We start from the raw sequence: 19,296 nt of genomic DNA on the forward strand, positions 1-19,296 counted from the left end.
CCTCGTCGGCTCCGACCCGCCCCTTCGCGTGGTACGTCAGTGCGCGCCCGCGCCGGTGAGCGAACGCACCTCCAGCTCCGCGTACTTCTCCTCGTCGTGCTCCTTGGAGACCAGGGTGCCGATCCAGCCGCAGAGGAAGCCGACCGGGATGGAGATGAGGCCCGGGTTGGACAGCGGGAACCAGTGCCAGTCGTGGTCCGGGAACATGGCCGTCGGCGCCCCGGAGACCACCGGGGAGAAGAAGACCAGGACCACGGCCGCGATCAGACCGCCGTAGATCGCCCAGACCGCGCCGGAGGTGTTGAATCGCCTCCAGAACAGGCTGTAGAGGATTGCCGGCAGGTTGCCCGAGGCGGCGACCGCGAAGGCCAGTGCGACGAGGAACGCCACGTTCAGGCTCTGCGCGAAGATCGACAGCAGGATGGAGATGGCGCCGATGACCAGCGCGGAGATCCGGGCCACCGTCACCTCCTGCCGCTCGGATGCCTGCCCGTTCTTGATCACGTTGGCGTAGAAGTCGTGCGCCAGGCTGGACGACGAGGCCAGGGTCAGCCCGGCGACCACGGCCAGGATGGTGGCGAAGGCGACCGCCGCGATGACCGCCAGCAGCGTCGCGCCGCCCAGGTCGCCGCCGAAGAAGTCCTGGCCGAGCGCCTGGGCGAGCTGCGGCGCGGCGGTGTTGCCGGCCTTGTCCTGCGCGGTGATCGCCTCGCCGCCGACCAGCGCCGCCGCACCGAAGCCGAGGGCCAGGGTGAGCAGGTAGAAGGTGCCGATGATGCCGATCGCCCAGAGCACGCTCTTCCGAGCCGCCTTGGCGGTCGGCACGGTGTAGAAGCGGATCAGGATGTGCGGCAGGCCGGCGGTGCCGAGCACCAACGCCATGCCGAGCGAGAGCAGGTCCATCTTGTTGTAGAAGGTCTGCGTCGCGTCGCCGGCGACCTCCTTGCCGTACCGGAGGCCGGGTTCCAGGAAGTTGCTCCCCTTGCCCGAGGCGCTCGCCGCGTCGCCCAGCAGCGAGGACAGGTTGAACCTGTAGTGCGCCAGCACCAGCAGCGTCATCACGACCGCGCCGGTCATCAGCAGGAACGCCTTGACGATCTGGACGTACGTGGTGCCCTTCATGCCACCCACGGTGACGTAGATGATCATCAGGGCGCCGACCATGATGATCGTGGCCACCTTGGCGGTGTCCGCGTCCATGCCGAGGAAGGTGGTGCCCGGCTTGATGCCGAGCAGCAGGGCGACCAGCGCGCCCGCGCCGACCATCTGGGCCAGCAGGTAGAAGACCGAGACGGTGATGGTGGAGACCGCCGCCGCCGTCCGGACGGGGCGCTGGCGCATCCGGAACGCCAGCACGTCGGCCATCGTGTACCGGCCGGAGTTGCGCAGCAGCTCGGCGACGAGCAGCAGCGCCACCAGCCAGGCGACCAGGAATCCGATCGAGTAGAGGAACCCGTCGTACCCGTAGAGGGCGATGATGCCGGCGATGCCCAGGAAGGACGCGGCCGACATGTAGTCGCCGCCGATCGCCATGCCGTTCTGGAAGCCGGAGAAGGAGCGACCGCCGGCGTAGAAGTCGGTGGCGGTCTTCGTCTGCCGGCTGGCCCAGAACGTGATGGCCAGGGTGATCGCCACGAAGATCAGGAAGAGCGTGATGGTCAGGTTGCGTGCGGTCGTGCCGGAGTCAGCCGCGAGGACCGTGGTCATGGGTCACCTCCCCGATCTCGGTGCGGATCCGGTCGGCGACCGGGTCGATCTTCCGGTCGGCGAACCGGGCGTAGAGCCAGGCGATGACGAACGTCGAGACGAACTGGAGCAGGCCGAAGACCAGGGCGACATTGACGTTGCCGAAGAGCTTCGTGCCCATGAAGCCCCGCGCGTACGCGGAGAGGATGACGTAGAGCGCGTACCACAGGAAGAACGCGACGGTCATCGGGAAGATGAAGCCGCGCAGCGTGCGTCGCAACCCGGCGAACTCGTCCGACCGCTGTACGGCGAGGTAACGCTCCGCCGCGGACTCGGCCGGCGCGGATGCTGGTGTGTCCGTGGACATCTGTGGATCACCACCTTCGCAGGCGTGGGGATTTTCGCGCACGGTAGAGAGCGCGCTCCCAGCACGGAAAGGTGCAGATCGATCCCGGCGACCCGCTGCGCCGAACGGTCGACCCCCTGCGCCGAGTGACCTAGATCACTCCGGTCACCGGTTGTCGCTTGATCGACACCGGCGGGGTCGGTCAGCTCAACTCGCGGTAACGGCCGCGGTAGTGCAGCAGCGGGTCGGTCTCCTCGGTCAGGTCGACCGACTCGATGGTGGCCTCCACCAACAGGCCCCAGCCGTACTCCCGGGCGGTGTCGAGCCGGCAGGCGGCCCACCCGCCGACGTCCGCCGGGATCGGCCCGTACGGGGTCTCGGTCCAGGAGCCGGTCGCGAAGAGGCCCCCGGGAGACGGGAAGAGGCCGGCGAAGCGGTCGGCGAGCTGCCGGTGCGGCGGGCCGAGCGGGGCGACCGCGAACCGTCCCGACTCCTCGATCGCCGCCCACAGGTCCGACTCGGCGTCGATCAGCCCGAGCAGCCGGTCCGGCTCCCCCTCTGCGATCAGGGTGGACGAGACAGTCAGCCCGGCCGGCCCGGGCGCGGTCCAGAGCGTGACCGGGGCGGCCAGCCGACCGCGCAGCCGGCGCACCGGCGAGCGCTGCCCGGTCGGCACCGCGAACGGGTCGGTGTGATGGATCTCGGCGCCCGGCTCCTGATGCACGTGAAACATTGTGCCGTCTCGCCCCCGCGCCCACCCGAGGAAGCGGAGGTGCAGGCCACTGGCGTGTGCCTGTCCGCCGAGCCGGCCGAGCTGCTCGTTCGCCTCCGCCATCAGCCCGCCCAGGTACACCAGCAGCGCCGTTCGGTCGTGCCGGTACTCGGTCAGCAGGGCGAGCCGGGCCGGCTGGCACGGCCAGCGCGCCCCGCACGCCCGGCACCGCCACGCCGGTCGCATGGGCAGATGAGCACGGCTCACCGTGACCCACCGTCCCGTCCGGGCGGGGAGACGGCGAGGGGCCAACCTCCGAGTGAGCGATATGCCGCTGAGGCATGAATATGCCTCAGCGGCATCACGCTCGCGGGAGTCATTGCCTCTACGCTGCAACCCGCCCGGGTCGGCTTCACCAGCGACCGCCGTTCGCCCGCCAGGCCTGCGCCGGGGTCAGCCACCCGGCCCGGCCCGGCCGCGGCAAGGCGACCGTGGGCTCGGTCGCCCACGCAGGTGCCGCATCGGGCCGCTCCGCCGCTCGCTCCGGCGTCGTTGCGGCGATTGCCGCCGCCGGCTTCTTCCTGCTGTACGACCACAGCGCCGCGTTCCTGCGGCGGATGAACCCGAACATCGCCTGCCTCCCCAGGGCTCGGGGGTCGCCCCGGCCGGGGGAATGGCCGGGGCGACCCGTCGCAGGACCGGCCGCCGGGTCGTCGCCTCCACCGGCCGGGCCGCGTGCCTCCACCCTGGACTCGGGCACGCGGACAGGGGAGGATGCCAGGGCTTACTACGGAGCGCGGTCACGTACTTACCGGAGAGGTAAGGATGAACATCGACATGTGGATCCGGGCGCTCAAGGCCGCTCGGGCGGGTGCGGAGGTCTCCCAGGAAGGGCTGGCGGCCACGATCAAGTGGAGCCCGTCCACGGTCGCCGCGATCGAGACCGGCCGACGGCGTCCCACCATGGAGTTCGCCGTCGCCGCCGACCAGGCCCTCGGCACCGGCGGCCTCCTCGCCGAGCTGCTCAAGGCGACCGACCGACAGCGCGGACCGTCGTGGTTCGTGCCTTGGCGTGGTTACGAACCGCAGGCGATCCGGCTTCGTGCCTTTGAGGCGTGCCTGGTGCCGGGCCTGCTCCAGACCGAGGAGTATGCGAGAGCGGTCATCTCCACCGGCGGCCTGCACCCACCGGCGACCGTGGACGAGCTGGTGGCCGTTCGCCTGGAGCGCCAACAGTTGCTGTACCGGCATCAGCCACCGCACTGCGTCTTTCTCCTGGACGAAACCGCCGTGCGTCGGCCGGTGGGCGGACCGGCGGTGCTCGACGCCCAGCTCGGGCGGCTGCTGGAGGTCGCCGAGCTGCCAGCCGTGCGACTGCACGTCATCCCGCTGGCCGTCGGCGAGCACGCGGGGCTCGGCGGCGGCTCCGTGCTGGCCGAACTGGCCGACGCCGATCGGATGCTCTACCTGGAAAATGCCGTGCGAGGACACGTCGTCGACGACCCGGAGACAATCGGTCTGATCGAGCGGAAGTGGGATAGCCTCCTCGGCGAAGCGCTGTCCACCAGCGCCTCCGTGGATTTCATCCGCAAGCTGAAGGTGACGCCATGACCATTGCCGAACCGCGCTGGCGCACTTCGTCCCGATCGACCGACTCCGGCGGCAACTGTGTCGAGGTGGCGGGCAACCTGCCCGGGGTGGTGCTGGTCCGGGACAGCAAGGACCGGTCCGGCCCGACGCTGACCTTCACCCCCGACGCCTGGCGGGGCTTCCTGATGTCCGTGCCGGCTGGCCGGGTGGGTTGACGGCTGCCGGTGGAGACCGTCTCCGGCTGGATCCTCGCCCGCCGCGTCCGGCCGTTCCTCGATCTGCTCAGCCGCTACCTCGGCTACGCGTTCGACCAGACCGACTGGGAGACGATCGCCCTCGGCCTGGCCGGCACCGACGACGAGGACGCGGCCCGCTGGTACGACTACCCGCTCGGGGACCGGGTCACCGTCTGGCTCGCCGAGGCGGACGGCAGCGACATCGTCTCCGTACGCGTGACCGGGCTGCCGGACCGCGACCTGGCGCTGCGCGCGGCGACCCTGGTCGACGCCTACGCCCACGCCGACTGACTGTCGCGATGCTGAAGCCGGCGGGCGTGCGGTGGCCTTCTACCCTGCCGGGCATGTCGTTCGGATCGCCGCGCAAACTCGTCCAGAACCGGTTCATCGACGCCAAGGCCGTGCTGGCCGGGCAGGCGGACTTCCGCGCCTACCCGTACAAGCACCTGCTCGTAGTGGTCCGGAACGCCTGGTCCGGCAGCGCTCTTACGGTGCTCATGGCGGCCGTCGAGCACCTCTCGAACTATGGCTGGGAGATGGTCAACTTCACCACGGGCGGCGCAGGGGAGACTCTCTACGCGGCCATGCGCCGGACCGTCGGGCCGACACCCCGTTGACCATGAAGTTGGCGGCTCTCGTAGCTCCCCTTTGCCGCCACCTTGATGACCAATCAGCCGGGCGAGAGTCGGGCCGGGCCTGCGGCGTCACGCGTCGGGGTTGAGCGTGCGGCGGGCGGCGGCCAGCACCTCCGGGTCGGCGCAGCCGGCCGCGTAGCCGGCGATCCGGCGGCGGATGTCCCGGCCGAGCAACCAGACACCGAGCCGCTCCGCGACCGGACGCAGCAGCGCCGGCCGGCACCGGAAGTTGTACCGCCAGGTGGCGACGGTCGTCCCGGGCTCGGGACCCGGGGCGAACCGCCAGCCGCCGCCGAACATCTCGAAGAACCACGGCCCGCGCACCATCTTCATGCCCACGTTGGTCGGGGGCGCGTAGGAGACGTACTCGCTGACCATGGTCAGGCCGTGCCGGGACCGGGTGAAGGTGCGGACGCCCTTCCCGGGCCGGGCGGCGCCGCCCTCGAAGTGCTGCTCCCGGACGAAGGGATCCCAGCGGTAGCGGACCGGCGCCACGGTCTGGGACACGGCGAAGGCCAACTCCGGGGGGACCGGAACGGTGACCACGGCCTCGACGACGGGCATCAGCGTCTCGGGGTGACGGCGGACAGGAGCTCCGGCTGGCGTCGGTCCAGCACGTCGCCGGCCAGGTACGAGCCGAGCAGCGCCGCGCCCACCCCATACGCCAGGCCGACCGGCAGGGCCAGCCAGAGCCAGACCTCGCCGAGCAGCGCCGCGGCCACCACCACCGGTGCCGCGGCCACCGCCGAGGCGACCATGGAGAGCACGGTGAGCAGGCCCTTCGCCGCCCCCGCGCCGCTGTTCATCGCGAACGGGTTGCTCGTCTCCGGCAGCGCGTACCCGCCGAGCACCGCGACGAAGGAGTTGATCGCCAGCCCGCAGCCGTAGGCGGCGGCCAGCCCGCCGGCCATCACCCCGAGCCAGCCGGGCCGACCGAGCAGGGCGGCCAGGATGACCGCGACCGCGACGAGCATCGGCACCACGTAGAGCGAGAAGGCGGTCATCCGGGCCCGCAGCTCCAGCCGCCCCGGCACGCCCGCCACCACGTTCGCCGCGTACGCGCTGCCGTCGAAGCCGAACTGGTTGGCCAGGGTGACCGAGGCGAGCAACCCGACGAAGAGCATGGAGAGGCTGACCAGCACCGGCGAGGAGTTGGCGGTGGCCTCGCCGAACGCCTCCCCGCCGTCGACGGCCAGCCGGGAGCCACCCAGATTGACCATCACCGGCACGAAGACGCCCACCACCGCGATGGTGATCAGGTTTGCCCGCCGCCGGGCGTCCCGCCACCAGTAGCGGCACTCCCGGGCGACCAGCGCGCCGAACCGGTCCCGCCGGGTCCAACCGACCGCCCGAGGAAAGAGCTGGGCGACCGCGCCACCCGCCGGTCCGCGCCGCTGCCGGGCCGGGCCGGCGCTGGCCGCGCCGACCATCGCCGACTCCAGCGTCCGCGACCACCAGAGCAGCAGCGCCCCGATGGCCGCCCCGGTGATCAGCAGCTTGACCACGGCCACCCAGGCGCGGCCTTCGGCGACCTCGACCCCGGCGGTCCACGGCGCCCCGAACGGGGTCCAGCCGACCACCCGGGCCACGCCGGTCAGCTGGTCCCAGTCGGCGCGGCGGACCGCCGCGAGCACGGCGATCTGCAACGGCCCGAGCAGCGCGGCGAGCACCGCGAGCAGGACGGCGGCCAGGTCGCGCACCCGGCGGGACCGCAACATGGTGGCGAACGCGCTGGTCACCGCACGGGCGGCGGCCACGCAGAGCAGCAGCCCGCCGGTGATCCCGACGACCGCGACCAGACCGGCCGGCCACCCGCCCAGTGCCCCGGCGGTGACCACCAGCCCGGCCACCGCGGCCAGCGTCGCCAGCAGTGGAACGCTGACCAGCGCGGCGGCGAACAGGCCGAGGACCAGGGTGCGCCGGGGCAGCGGAAGCAGCGCGAACCGGGCCGGGTCCAGGGTCTCGTCCACCCCGAAGAACACCAACGGCAGCAGCAGCCAGCCGAGCACCAGCAGCCCACCACCGAAGGCGGCGGTCAGCAGCGCGAAGCGGGGCTCGCCGGCCAGGCCGGGGGCGGCGAGGGCGAAGAAGGCGCCGGTGGCGACCCAGAGCCCGAACAGCACCCCCAGCACGAAGAGCGCGATCCGCCAGCCCTGGCCGCGGAAGTTGTTGCCCAGCACCCGCAGCTTGAGCCGGACGAAGTGCCGGGCGGAGACCCGCCGCGCCGGCCGGTCGGGCGCGGTCACCGGGACAGCCACGACAGCTCCTCACCCGTCGCGGTCCGGCCGCCGACCACCTCGACGAAGACCTCCTCCAGGGAGCGGTCGCCGCGGACCTGGTCGAGCGCGCCGACCCGGGTGATCCGGCCCTGCGCCAGGATCGCCACGTGCGAGCAGAGCCGCTCGACCACCTCCATCACGTGGCTGGAGAAGACCACCGTGCCGCCGCCGACCACGTACCGGTGCAGGATGTCCCGGATCAGCGCCGCCGAGACCGGGTCGACCGCCTCGAACGGCTCGTCCAGCACCAGCAGCCGGGGACCGTGCAGCAGCGCGCAGGCCAGCCCGATCTTCTTCTTCATGCCCGCCGAGTAGTCGACCACCAGGGTGCGTCCGGCGTCGGTGAGCGCCAGCACGTCCAGCAGCTCCGCGGCCCGCCGGTCGACCACCGCCGGGTCCATGCCGCGCAGCAGCCCGTGGTACGCCAACAGTTCGGCGCCGCTGAGCCGGTCGAAGAGCCGGACCCCGTCGGGCAGCACCCCGAGCAGGCCCTTGGCCCGGACCGGGTCGGTCCACACGTCGTACCCGAGCACCCGGGCCTGGCCGGCGTCGGGGCGCAGCAGGCCGACGGCCATGGAGAGGGTGGTGGTCTTGCCGGCCCCGTTCGGACCGAGCAACCCGTAGAACGAGCCGGTGGGCACATCCAGGTCGACGCCGGCGACCGCCACCTTGGTGTCGAAGCGCTTGGCCAGACCACGGAGGGACAGTGCCGGGTGCTCAACCGTCATGACCCGAACGTAGTCCGGTTCCGCCAGTGCGCTGTCCGGCTGACGGATGATCCTCGGGTCCGCTCCCGGTCGTACCGCCACCCGTTCCCGCCGGAGTCCCGCGACCTGCTCCGGGACGGCCGTCCGGTCACCTAGACAGCCGCAGCGTCTCCGGGGCGTGCAGGCGCAGCATGGTCACCCCGACGTCCGTGGGCAGCCGGCGTCGGGTGGCCATCGACACCGCCACCATCACGGTGAACGCCAGCGGCACGGTCCACGCCGCCGGCTGGGTGGTCAGCGTGGCCGGCCAGCCGTCCAGCGGCGGCCCGAGCACCGTGAGCAGCACCGCGCCGATGGCGGCTCCGCCGCCGACCAGCACCCCGGCCTCGGCGCCCAGGTCGGTCAGCCCTCGCCACCAGATGCCCAGCACCAGCAGCGGGCAGAAGCTCGACGCGGCCACCGCGAAGGCGAGCCCCACCACCTGGGAGACGTCCAGCCCGGAGACGTTCAGCGCGAGCACGGCCGGCACCCCGCCGGCGATCACCGTGGCCAGCCGGAAGCCGCGTACCGAGCCGCGGTTGAGCACGTCGGTGGAGATCACCCCGGCGACGCTGGTGAGCAGCCCGGACGAGGTGGAGAGAAACGCCGCGAAGGCCCCGGCCGCGACCAGCGCGGCGAGCAGCCGCGCCGCCGTGCCGTGGCCGAGCGCCGCCCCGGGCAGCAGCACCACCACCGCGTCGGTCTGCCCGGTGACCAGCAGTTGCGGCGTGTAGATCCGACCCAGCACGCCGTAGATGGTGGGTAGCAGGTAGAAGGCGCCGACCAGGGCCAGCACCACCAGGGTGGTGCGCCGGGCGGCGGCACCGTCCGGATTGGTGTAGAAGCGCACGAGTACGTGCGGCAGGCCCATGGTGCCGAGGAAGGTGGCCAGGATCAGCGAGTAGGTACCGAACAGCCCCCGGTCGTCGTCCCCGGCGGTGTCCGGCAGCAGCCACTCCGCCGGGTCGGTGGCCGTGCCGGAGACCTCCGGGACCGGGTCGCCGGCCGCGAAGGCGAGCCGGTCGCCGGGCTGTACCGTCCGGACGTCGCCGTCGGGAAAGGTGAGCCTCGCCTCGTGCTCGACGACGACGGTGACCGCGGTCCGGAACGCCGGCCCGTCGGGCGGGGTCACCGCCGGGCGGGCGTCGGCCTGCCACTGCAACGCCAGGAAGATCGCCGGTACGGCGAGCGCGGTCAGCTTCAGCCAGTACTGGAACGCCTGGACGAAGGTGATCGCCCGCATTCCGCCCAGCGCCACGTTCCCGGTCACCACCACCGCGACCAGCAGCGCGCCCACCGGGTACGGCGAGCCGGCCACCGTGGCCAGGGTCAGGCCCGCGCCCTGGAGCTGCGGCACCAGGTAGAGCCAGCCGATGAAGATCACGAAGACGGTGGCCAGCTTGCGCAGCCGCCGCGAGCCGAGCCGCACCTCGCAGAAGTCCGGCAGGGTGAACGCCCCGGACCGGCGCAGCGGCGCGGCCACGAAGAGCAGCAGCGCCAGGTAGCCGGCGGCGAAGCCGACCGGGTACCAGAGCACGTCGACGCCGTACTTGAGGATCAGCCCGGCCACGCCCAGGAAGCTCGCCGCCGACAGGTACTCCCCGCCTATCGCGGCGGCGTTCCAGGTCGGGCTGACCGCCCGGGAGGCGACCAGGAAATCGGAGGTGGTCCGGGCCAGCCGCTGCCCGTAGAAGCCGATCCCGACGGTGACCAGGGTGACCATCACGATCGCCGGGACGACGTACGCGTTGCCCATCCTCAGCGCTCCGGCCGCTGGACCAGGTCGGTGAAGTCCTGCTCGTTGCGTTCCGCCAACCGCACGTACGCCCAGCCCACCGTGATCAGGAACGGGAAGGCGACCACCCCGAGCAGCAACCACGGCAGGTTCACCCCGAGCACGGTGACCCGGCCGAGGCTGGGTGCGATCGCGAAGAGCCAGGGCAGGCCGCCCAGGCCGATCAGGACCACGAGGGAGAGCCGCAGCGCCAGGGTCAGCTGGGCACGGACCAGGCCGCGCACCAGAGTCTCGCCGACCCGGGTCTGCTGGGTCAGTTCGGCCCGGGTGCGGTCGGCGCGGTCGTCCCGGCGGGACACCTCGGCCAGCACGATCCGCGCTCGGGGCGGCGGCTGCGGGGCGCGCGGCGCGGGCACCGGATCGTCGGCGGTCACCAGCGCAGTCTCGCCTGCTCAGCGCTGTTGTCAAGGTGCTGCATGCGGGTGGGGACTGCCGCCCACCGCCAGCGTTGTCGCGGCGGTGAACATTACGACGCCATTAAGTTGCCCGGAACTCAGGGTCGGTGGTCGATGCGTGTATCACCTTGCCGGGCTCGACACGGGCCCCTACTCTGGGGCGGCAATTCCCTGTCCCTCTTCTTCCACGGGGTTTCTATGCGCAAATTCCGCACTCTCCTCGGCGCCACCCTCGCCGGAGCATGTGCACTGACCGCGATGCCGGGCCTGGCGGCCGCGGCTCCCGCCACGGCGGAGCAGACGGCAGGTCTCGCCGACACCACGGGTGCGTACTACACGCTCGCTCCGGCCCGCCTCATGGACACCCGCGAGGGCCTGGGCGCGCCGAAGGCGAAGATCGGCCCGCAGAGCAAGGTGGACCTTCAGGTCACCGGCCGAGGCGGCGTGCCGACCAGTGGCGTCGGCGCCGTCGTGCTGAACGTGACCATCACCGGCCCGACCAGTGACAGCTTCGTCACCGCCTACCCGGCGGGCGAGGCCCGGCCGGACGCCTCGTCGGTCAACTTCGCCAAGGGCTGGCTCGGCTCCAACAATGTCACCGTCAAGATCGGCGCCGGTGGCCAGGTCTCGATCTACAACCGCAACGGGTACACGGACGTGGTGGTCGACGTCGTCGGCTTCTACGCCCTGGACAACTCGATGGTCGACCGCAACGGCGGTCAGTACGAGTGGTTCCCCCCCTCGCGGGTCTTCGACACCCGTACGGACCCGGAAGGCAAGCCGGCGGCGAAGGACATCCTCGAGTACTCGCTCGACTTCGGCCCGGAGTACAACCCGCACATCAAGACCCTGGTCTTCAACCTGACTGCGGTCAGCCCGACCGCCGCCGGCTACCTGACCGCCTGGTCGGGCGCCACCAGCCGGCCGGTCTCCTCGACCGTTAACTACGGCGCGAACGTCAACGTGCCGAACCTGGCCTTCGTGGAGACCACCCCGTGCACCGGCACTGAGCCGTACCAGTGGTGCACGCCGGGTGCCCCCAAGTTCAAGATCTACACGCACGCCTCCGCGCACATCGTGGTCGACCTGGTCGGCGACGTGGACGACGGCTACTCGGAGTGGGGCATGCGCTTCTCGCCGATGAGCCCGACGCGGATCGTGGACAGCCGGATCAACCAGGGCATCGTCGGTGCGGTCGGCCCCGGCGCGACCGCCAAGGTGACCGCGCCGTCGGAGATCCTCACCCCGGACACCGACACGCTGGTCATGAACGTGACCGCGGTGAAGCCGACGAACAACACCGTCCTCATCGTCTGGCCGGCCGACTTCGACGGCCTCCCCAAGCCGGGGACGAGCAACCTGAACCCGTACGCGAACCAGATCGTGTCGAACGCCGTGCTCGGCGTCATCGGCCCGAACAACCAGTTCAACGTGTACAACCACAGCGGCTCCACCAATGTGGTGGCCGACGTGGTCGGCACGTTCTACTACCCGGCCCCGGTCGCGGCGGGCCTCGCCGCCCAGCCGGACCGGAGCGCGCCGGAGGTCACCGGTTCCACGCACCGCTGACCCGCAGCATCGGCACGACGGGTGCCCCGACCGACCGGTCGGGGCACCCTCGTTTTTCCGGCTGATCGACGCCAGGCGGTGTGGACAACCTGTGGAGAACCCGTCACCCCTGTGGATAACCCGGTGGACGGCGACCTGATCGCTGTGGACAACAAGTGAGCTCGGCTCGCCGCCGAGACGTTTCCAGCGAGTTCCAGATTCGCCGTTCATGTCCCTTCTTCGGGAACTCCGAACGTAGTTGCCTTCATTGATCATGGCTTCTACTGTGGGCTCACCCATTCCCCTTCTTCTTTTTCTCACGGGGTGTTCATGCGCAAATTCCGCACGCTCCTCGGCGTAACCGTCGCCGGGGCATGTGTGTTGGCGGGGCTGCCGGGCGTCGCGCTCGCCGCGCCCACCGCGCCGTTCAAGGTCCTCACGGTCGACGTGGGCGACCAGACCGGCGGCTACCCGATCGACAAGTCCGGCGTCTACGACACCGGCAACTCCACCCTCTCCCTCACGCCGGACGCCCTCGACCGGGTCACCGTGTACGCGTACCAGGGGAGCTCCTACGTCAACCTTCGGGCCGTGCCGCCCACCGGGCAGAAGTGGATCGAGGGGCAGACGTACCGCGCCACCGACCTGGGCGACGACACCACCGCCGGCCTCAGCCTCGCCTCCGACGGCCGGGGCTGCGGAAACATCACCGGCTCGATCACCGTGCGGGAGGTCGGCCGCAACCCGGAGACCGACCTGGTCGAGAAGTTCGCCGCCTCATACGAGTACAGCTGCCCGAACATCGCCAACAAGAGCGGTGTGGTCAGCGGCGAGCTGCGCTGGGACTCGTCGGTGGACTACGTGGTCGCGCACGGCGCGCCCAACCCGGTCTCCTTCGGCTACCAGGAGCTGGCGGTCGACAGCCCGGCCAAGACAGTCACCTTCACCTCGGTCGGCAGCGCGCCGATCACCTTCGGGGCCGCGAGCATAGCCGGCCCGACCCCCGACTCGTTCCGCGTCACCGGCTCGAACTGCACCGGCCGCACGCTCGCCCCGGGGGAGACCTGCACCGTCTCGGTGATGACCCGTCCGGTCAAGGAGGGCGTGCAGATCGGCAGCCTGCTGCTCGCCGACGACAGCTCCACCGGCACCCGGCGGGTGCAGCTTTCCGTGGAGGCGTTCCGCGGCGTGACCGGCATGTACTACCCGGTCTCTCCGGCCCGCCTGATGGACACCCGGTCCGGCCTCGGCGCGCCGAAGGCCAAGATCGGTCCCGGCAGGAAGGTCGACCTCCAGGTCGCCGGTCGGGGCGGGGTGCCCAGCAGCGGGGTCAGCTCGGTGGTGCTGAACGTGACCGTCACCGGTCCCACCGCCAGTAGCTTCCTCACCGTCTACCCGGCCGGGGAGAGCCGGCCGAACGCGTCGTCCATCAACTTTCCGAAGTACTGGCTCGGCTCCAACAACGTGACCGTCAAGCTGGGCTCGGGCGGCAAGGTGTCGATCTACAACCGCAACGGCTACACCGACGTGGTGGTGGACGTGGTCGGCTTCTACGCGGGAAACAACTCGATCTCCAGCCGAGGTTGGGGCAGCCAGTACCAGTGGGCCGTGCCGACGCGACTGTGGGACAGCCGTACCGACGGTGGCGCGGTGCCGGCCGGGTACTACACGGACGGCCCGGTCGACTTCGGCCGGGACTTCAGCCCGCACGTGCAGGCGGTGGTCGTCAACATCACCGCCGTCTCGCCGAAGAAGGCCGGCTTCCTGACGGCCTGGGACGGCCTGGGTAACGTGCCCACCTCCTCGACGGTGAACTACGGCGCCGGGAAGGTGGTGCCGAACCTGGCGGTGGTCAAGGTCCGTCAGGAGTGGAACAGCAGCAAGGGCTACTACGTGCCGTGGTTCGCGATCTACACGTCGCAGACCTCGAACATCGTCATCGACCTGGTCGGCGTCATGGACGACGGCGTGGTCGCCGACGGGCTGCGGTTCAAGCCGCTGACCCCGACCCGGATCGTGGACAGCCGGATCAACCAGGGCATCTCCGGCGCGCTCGGCCCGGGCTCGGAGCGTAAGGTCACCGCCCCGGCGAACCTGGTCACCGACGCGACCGAGGTGCTCGCGATGAACGTGACCGCGGTGTCGCCGACCAACAACACGGTGATCACCGTGTGGCCGGCCGACTACGGGATCAACAAACCGTCGACCAGCAACCTCAACCCGGCCGCCGGGCAGATCGTGTCCAACGCGGTGATGGGGGTCATCGGTCCGCAGGACGCGTTCAACGTGCACAACCTTTCGGGCAGCACCGACCTGGTGGCCGACGTCGTGGGCACCTTCTGGCTCTATCCGGGCACCGCCAGCGCGGCGACGACCGGAGCGACGCTTACCAGGGCGCGCCCAACCGAGCGCCCCGAGGTGGTCGACTCGACCCACCGAGTCACCCGCCGCGGCTGATTCCGGCGGATGCGGGCGTCCCGGCAGGTGCTGGACCCCCGCATCCGTCGTCCGCCCTTCCCTGTCCCATTCCTTCTTCCCACGGGGTTTCCATGCGCAGAATCCGCACCCTCCTCGGCGCGACCGTCGCCGGGGCATGTCTGCTGGCCGGGCTGCCGGGGGTGGCGCTCGCCGCGCCCACCGCGCCGTACACGGTCCTCACCGTCGACCTGGGCGAGCACCGGACCAAGCCGGTCGCCTCGTCGGGGGTCTACGACCCCACCAACGCCACGATCGACGCGGCGGCGACAGCCAACGACACGTTCCGGATCACCGCGGTGTACGGGGTGAGCGCCTACGTCCGGCTCGACGCCGCGCCGCCGACCGGGCAGACCTGGACGGAAGGGCAGACGTACGAGACGGCGAAGGGCTCCAGCAGTGCGCGGGCCCGGCTCGACCTGAACGACGAGCGCACGTCGTTCTGCATGACCGGCACCGGCTCACTCACCGTCCACGAGGTCGTCCGCGACCCGGCGACCCAGTCGATGACCGGGCTCGCCGCCAGCTACGAGTACCACTGCGACGGCGACCCGGCGGCCCTCACCGGCGAGATCCGGTGGAACTCCACGGTCGGCTACGTCGCCGCGCTGCCCGACCCCACCACCGTCGACTTCTCCGGTGTGTACATCGGTGACAGCCCGAAAAAGTGGGTGTCGATCCGCTCGCTGGGCAGCGAACCGGTCACCTTCGGCACCGCCATCCTCGGTGGCCCGAACCCCGAGGCGTTCGAAATCACCACCGAGGACATCTGCTCCGGGCGCACGCTCCCGCCGGGCTCCACCTGCGGACTCACCGTATGGGCCAGGCCGACCACGGCCGGGTTGAAGACGGCCGTGCTCTACCTGCCCGACAACAGCACGGCGGGCCGGCGCGCGGTCCCGCTGAGAACGTTCGCCATCGACGGCAGCAAGGGCACCTACTACTCCGTCGCCCCGGCCCGGCTGATGGATACCCGCGACGGACTGGGTGCACGGAAGGGAAAGATCGGCCCGAAGGAGACGGTCCAGCTCCAGGTGACCGGGCGGGGCGGCCTGCCCCTGAGCGGGGTGGCCGCGGCCGTGCTGAACGTGACGGTCACCGGTCCCACCCAGGCCAGCTTCCTGACCGTGTACCCGTCGACCGGCGGCACGCCGCCCACCGCGTCGTCGATCAACTTCGCGGCGGGCTGGTTGGGGTCCAACAACGTCACGGTCAAGGTCGACGCCTACGGCCGGGTGGCGATCTACAACCGCAACGGCTACACCGACGTGGTGGTCGACGTGGTCGGCTTCTACTCCGACGGGGCCGTCCCGGGGGACCTGGGCAAGGGCGGCCAGTACCAGCCGTTCGAGCCGTACCGAATCCTCGACACCCGGCTCGGCACCCGTGGCCCGCTGCCGGCCGGCACCGCCGTCACCGGCTGGATCGATTTCAAGGCCGCCGAGTTCGGTGACTTCAACGCGCACGTGAAGGCCCTGGTGCTGAACATCACCGCCGTCAAGCCGGAGAAGGCGGGCTTCTTCACCGCGTGGTCGGGCGAGGGCAGCAAGCCCCTCGCATCCACGGTGAACTACGGGGCCGGCAAGGTGGTGCCGAACCTGGCTTATGTGCAGACCGTCCCATGCCCGTCCGGCGGCTGCGGCGGGGCGACCGGCGCACCGCGTTACAAAATCTTCACCTTGGCCACCTCCCACCTCGTGGTCGACCTGGTCGGCGTGATCGACGACGGTACGGTCGCCGACGGCCTCCGGTTCCGCCCGTCGAGCCCGACCCGGATCGCCGACAGCCGGATCTGGCAGGGCCTCGGCGAACTGGGCCCGGGCGAGACCGACGAGGTCACGGTGCCGTCGTGGTTGGTGGACGAGCAGACCCAGGCGCTGGCCATGAACGTGACCGCGGTGACCCCGCAGAAGGACACGGTGCTCACCGTCTGGCCGGCGGACGTGGGCCTGCCCAAGCCGTCTGCGAGCAACCTCAACCCGGCCGCCGGGCAGATCGTCTCCAACGGCGTGCTCGGCATCATCGGCCCGAAGGACGCGTTCCACGTACACAACCTGACTGGTTACACGGGGCTCGTCGTGGACCTGGTGGGGACCTTCTACGTCTACCCGGTCACCGCCGGCGCGGCGACGCTGACCGGGTCGTCGCGCCCGCAGGTCGCCGGGACCGGCTCGACGGAGTACGTCCGCGGCTGACGGAACACCTTCGACGAAGGGGCGCGCCCGCTGTGCCGGCGCGCCCCTTCCCTCATGTTCCCAGCCGCCGTGTTCTGCGCCCCAGGCCGGCTGCGGTACGGGGTTGCCGCCGTCCATTTGGCACTCCTAATCTGTGCCAACGAATCCATTCCTTCTCTCACGGGGTGTCCATGCGGAAAATCCGCGCCGTCCTCGGCGCGCTCGTTGCCGCGTCCTGTTCGTTGACCGTGCTGCCGGGGGTGGCGCTCGCCGCGCCCACCGCGCCGTACACGGCCCTCACCATCGACCTCGGCGAGCACGGCACCAGACCGATTCAGAAGTCGGGGGTGTACGACCCGAGCAACGCCACGATGGACGCGGCGGCCGACGCCGCCGACGACTTCCGGATCACCGCGAAGGTGACCGACACGACGTTCGCCCGGCTCGACGCCTGGCCGCCCTTGGGGCAGCGATGGACGGCCGGGCAGACGTACGAGACCGCCAAGTCGGAGGACAGCGTCCGGGCCCGACTCTCCCTCAACGACGAGCGCACGCTCTCCTGCACCACCGCGACCGGCTCCCTCACCGTGCGGGAGGTGGTCCGCGACCCGGCCACCGAGGTGGTGACCGCCTTCGCGGCGAGCTACGCGTACCACTGCGACGGCGACCCGGCCGCCCTCACCGGTGAGATCCGCTGGAACTCCCCGGTCGACTACGTCGCCGCGCTGCCCAGCCCCTCCACCCTCGACCTCGGCACGTACAACCTCGGCACCCGCCGGAAGAGCCAGTTGGTCGTCCGGGCCAAGGGCAGCCTCCCGGTCACCTTCGGGGCAGGGAACCTGGCCGGGACCGACAGCGCGGACTACCAGATCGACCAGGACACCTGCTCGAACCGGACCGTCGCGGCAGGCGACCTGTGTTACCTGATCGTCAGCGCGGCCAGCCCGCAAGCCGGTCGGAAGACCGCCGCCATCCATCTGCCGGCCAACACCACGGCCGGTGAGCTGGTCATTCCCGTGAAGGCGAACGTCGTCGACGGCGCCAAGGGCGCGTACTTCCCGGTGTCTCCCGCACGGCTGATGGACACCCGCTCAGGGCTGGGTGCGCCCAAGGCCAAGCTCGGCCCGCGGCAGACGGTCAACCTCCAGGTCACCGGGCGCGGCGGGGTGCCGGCCTCCGACGTGAACGCGGCGGTGCTGAACCTGACCGTGACCGGGCCGACGAGCGACAGCTTCCTCACCGTCTATCCGTCGGATGCGCCGCTGCCCACCGCATCGTCGATCAACTTTGCCAAGGGCTGGCTCGGCTCGAACAACATCACGGCTCTGCTGGGTGCCGACGGCAAGGTGTCGATCTACAACCGCAACGGCTACACCGACGTCGTGGTCGACGTGGTCGGCTTCTACGCCAGCGGCCTCGACACCCCGGCCGGCTTCACCAACCTCGGCCAGTACCAGGCGTTCGAGCCGTACCGGATCCTCGACACCCGGACCATCGGCAAGGGGCCGGTGGCGGCGGGCACCGCGATCGACGGCTGGGTCGACTTCAAGGCCGACGCCTTCGGCGACTTCAACTCGCACGTCCAGGCGCTGGTCCTGAACATCATCGCGGTCAGCCCGGAGCGGGCGGGTTTCTTCACCGCCTGGTCCGGTGAGGGGACGAAGCCGGTCGCCTCGACGGTCAACTACGGCGCGGGCAAGATCGTGCCGAACCTGGCGTACGTGCAGACGGTCCCCTGCCTGTCCGGCTGCGGTCGCGAGTTCGGCGCGCCGCGCTACCGGATCTTCACCTCGGCCACCTCGCACGTCGTGGTCGATCTGGTCGGCGTGATCGACGACGGCACCGTCGCCGACGGCCTGCGGCTGCGCCCGATGCCACCGCGGCGGATCGTGGACAGCCGGATCGGGCAGGGCCTCGCGAACGCGCTCAGCGCCGGGGAGACCGACACGGTCGTGCTCTCCGACCGCGACTACATCCAGCCGGAAGACGAGGTGGCGGTGCTGAACATGACCGCGGTGGCCCCGGAGAAGAACACGGTGCTCACCGTCTGGCCGGCGGGCGACGGCGCGGCCAAGCCGTTGGCCAGCAACCTCAACCCGGCTGCCGGGCAGATCGTCTCGAACGGCGTGCTGGCCCTCCTCGGCTCAGGCGACGCCTTCCATGTGCACAACCTGTCCGGGCAGACGCAGTTGGTGGCCGACCATATCGGCTATCTCTACCGCTACCCCGGTACCGCCAGCCAGACGACGCTGACCGGGTCGTCGCGCCCGCAGGTCGCCGCGGCCGGCATGGCGGGATAGGTCCGCGGCTGGCGGAACACCGTCAACGAGGGGGCGTGCGGGCACATCCGCGCGCCCCTTCGGGCGTTCCTCGGCCGCGGTACGGGGTTGCAGCCATTGATCGACCCTCCTAGTCTGGGCCGGCCAATCCCTCTTCTTCCTTTCCACGGGGTATCCATGCGGAAAATCCGCACCATTCTCGGCGCGCTCGTCGCCGGGGCCTGTGCGACGGCCGTGTTGCCGGGGGTGGCGCTCGCCGCACCCAGCGCGCCGTACACGGTTCTCACCGTCGACGTGGGCGACGCCTACGGCAAGCCCGTCAAGCAGTCCGGCGTCTATGACGGCACCAACTCCACGGTGACCGGGCACGCATGGGCCAGCGGCGGCGTGAGCATGGGCG

General features: G+C 70.9%; 18 protein-coding genes. 9 read left to right on the plus strand and 9 right to left on the minus strand.

Features of this window, described 5'->3' with window-relative positions; translation table 11 throughout:
* Window positions 1–36: 36 nt before the first annotated feature.
* From ACL02O_RS00765 to ACL02O_RS00780, 4 genes are all read right to left on the minus strand, one after another.
* Entirely contained in the window at window positions 37–1,707 is a 1,671-nt protein-coding gene (locus ACL02O_RS00765; RefSeq protein ID WP_412815958.1) for a solute symporter family protein, read from the minus strand.
* The gene (locus ACL02O_RS00770) at window positions 1,685–2,053 is read right to left on the minus strand and encodes a DUF485 domain-containing protein (RefSeq protein WP_412815959.1); all 369 of its coding nucleotides are present in this window, start codon (window positions 2,051–2,053) and stop codon (window positions 1,685–1,687) included. The genes ACL02O_RS00765 and ACL02O_RS00770 overlap by 23 nt, the downstream gene beginning before the upstream one ends.
* Window positions 2,054–2,234: 181 nt before the next feature.
* Window positions 2,235–2,990: a flavin reductase family protein gene (locus tag ACL02O_RS00775; protein WP_412815987.1), complete on the minus strand. Its 756-nt coding sequence runs from the start codon at window positions 2,988–2,990 to the stop codon at window positions 2,235–2,237.
* A gap of 166 nt (window positions 2,991–3,156) precedes the next feature.
* A complete protein-coding gene (locus ACL02O_RS00780; RefSeq protein ID WP_412815960.1) occupies window positions 3,157–3,375 on the minus strand; it encodes a hypothetical protein in 219 nt (72 codons plus the stop codon).
* Window positions 3,376–3,569: 194 nt separating this feature from the next.
* On the opposite strand from ACL02O_RS00780, the gene ACL02O_RS00785 reads away from it, so the two are divergent.
* Genes ACL02O_RS00785 through ACL02O_RS00800 form a run of 4 tightly spaced genes read left to right on the plus strand, consistent with a single transcriptional unit; the run spans window position 3,570 to window position 5,187 of the window.
* On the plus strand, window positions 3,570–4,355 hold the full coding sequence (locus tag ACL02O_RS00785) for a helix-turn-helix domain-containing protein (protein WP_412815961.1): 786 nt from the start codon (window positions 3,570–3,572) through the stop codon (window positions 4,353–4,355).
* The gene (locus tag ACL02O_RS00790; RefSeq protein ID WP_412815962.1) at window positions 4,352–4,549 is read left to right on the plus strand and encodes a DUF397 domain-containing protein; all 198 of its coding nucleotides are present in this window, start codon (window positions 4,352–4,354) and stop codon (window positions 4,547–4,549) included. Before ACL02O_RS00785 ends, ACL02O_RS00790 begins: the two co-directional genes overlap by 4 nt.
* 9 nt (window positions 4,550–4,558) lie before the next feature.
* Window positions 4,559–4,861: a hypothetical protein gene (locus tag ACL02O_RS00795; RefSeq protein WP_412815963.1), complete on the plus strand. Its 303-nt coding sequence runs from the start codon at window positions 4,559–4,561 to the stop codon at window positions 4,859–4,861.
* A 53-nt stretch (window positions 4,862–4,914) separates the two neighbouring features.
* A complete protein-coding gene (locus ACL02O_RS00800; RefSeq protein WP_412815964.1) occupies window positions 4,915–5,187 on the plus strand; it encodes a hypothetical protein in 273 nt (90 codons plus the stop codon).
* A gap of 87 nt (window positions 5,188–5,274) precedes the next feature.
* Here the strand turns inward: ACL02O_RS00800 and ACL02O_RS00805 are convergent, their stop codons facing one another.
* The 5 genes from ACL02O_RS00805 to ACL02O_RS00825 form a co-directional block, all read right to left on the minus strand.
* On the minus strand, window positions 5,275–5,769 hold the full coding sequence (locus tag ACL02O_RS00805; RefSeq protein ID WP_412815965.1) for an SRPBCC family protein: 495 nt from the start codon (window positions 5,767–5,769) through the stop codon (window positions 5,275–5,277).
* Window positions 5,769–7,463: an ABC transporter permease gene (locus ACL02O_RS00810; RefSeq protein WP_412815966.1), complete on the minus strand. Its 1,695-nt coding sequence runs from the start codon at window positions 7,461–7,463 to the stop codon at window positions 5,769–5,771. Before ACL02O_RS00810 ends, ACL02O_RS00805 begins: the two co-directional genes overlap by 1 nt.
* The gene (locus ACL02O_RS00815; RefSeq protein WP_412815967.1) at window positions 7,448–8,212 is read right to left on the minus strand and encodes an ABC transporter ATP-binding protein; all 765 of its coding nucleotides are present in this window, start codon (window positions 8,210–8,212) and stop codon (window positions 7,448–7,450) included. Before ACL02O_RS00815 ends, ACL02O_RS00810 begins: the two co-directional genes overlap by 16 nt.
* A 127-nt stretch (window positions 8,213–8,339) precedes the next feature.
* Window positions 8,340–9,986 (minus strand): sodium/solute symporter, encoded by a 1,647-nt coding sequence (locus ACL02O_RS00820; protein ID WP_412815968.1) that lies wholly within the window; start codon window positions 9,984–9,986, stop codon window positions 8,340–8,342.
* Between the two features lie 2 nt (window positions 9,987–9,988).
* Window positions 9,989–10,402: a DUF485 domain-containing protein gene (locus ACL02O_RS00825; protein WP_412815988.1), complete on the minus strand. Its 414-nt coding sequence runs from the start codon at window positions 10,400–10,402 to the stop codon at window positions 9,989–9,991.
* A gap of 216 nt (window positions 10,403–10,618) precedes the next feature.
* Here ACL02O_RS00825 and ACL02O_RS00830 point away from each other — a divergent pair, with 216 nt between their 5' ends.
* The 5 genes from ACL02O_RS00830 to ACL02O_RS00850 all read left to right on the plus strand — a co-directional run.
* Complete coding sequence (locus ACL02O_RS00830; RefSeq protein WP_412815969.1) at window positions 10,619–11,989, plus strand: hypothetical protein; 1,371 nt, start codon at window positions 10,619–10,621, stop codon at window positions 11,987–11,989.
* A gap of 309 nt (window positions 11,990–12,298) precedes the next feature.
* Window positions 12,299–14,425 (plus strand): choice-of-anchor D domain-containing protein, encoded by a 2,127-nt coding sequence (locus ACL02O_RS00835; RefSeq protein ID WP_412815970.1) that lies wholly within the window; start codon window positions 12,299–12,301, stop codon window positions 14,423–14,425.
* A 92-nt stretch (window positions 14,426–14,517) separates the two neighbouring features.
* Window positions 14,518–16,638 (plus strand): choice-of-anchor D domain-containing protein, encoded by a 2,121-nt coding sequence (locus ACL02O_RS00840; RefSeq protein ID WP_412815971.1) that lies wholly within the window; start codon window positions 14,518–14,520, stop codon window positions 16,636–16,638.
* A 170-nt stretch (window positions 16,639–16,808) separates the two neighbouring features.
* On the plus strand, window positions 16,809–18,917 hold the full coding sequence (locus tag ACL02O_RS00845; RefSeq protein WP_412815972.1) for a hypothetical protein: 2,109 nt from the start codon (window positions 16,809–16,811) through the stop codon (window positions 18,915–18,917).
* Window positions 18,918–19,073: 156 nt separating this feature from the next.
* Window positions 19,074–19,296, plus strand: a 223-nt coding sequence (locus ACL02O_RS00850; protein WP_412815973.1) for a hypothetical protein, incomplete at its 3' end; no start/stop codon positions are given.

The sequence above is a fragment of the Micromonospora mangrovicola genome (genome assembly GCF_047200535.1).
In the GTDB taxonomy this organism is placed as follows: domain Bacteria; phylum Actinomycetota; class Actinomycetes; order Mycobacteriales; family Micromonosporaceae; genus Micromonospora.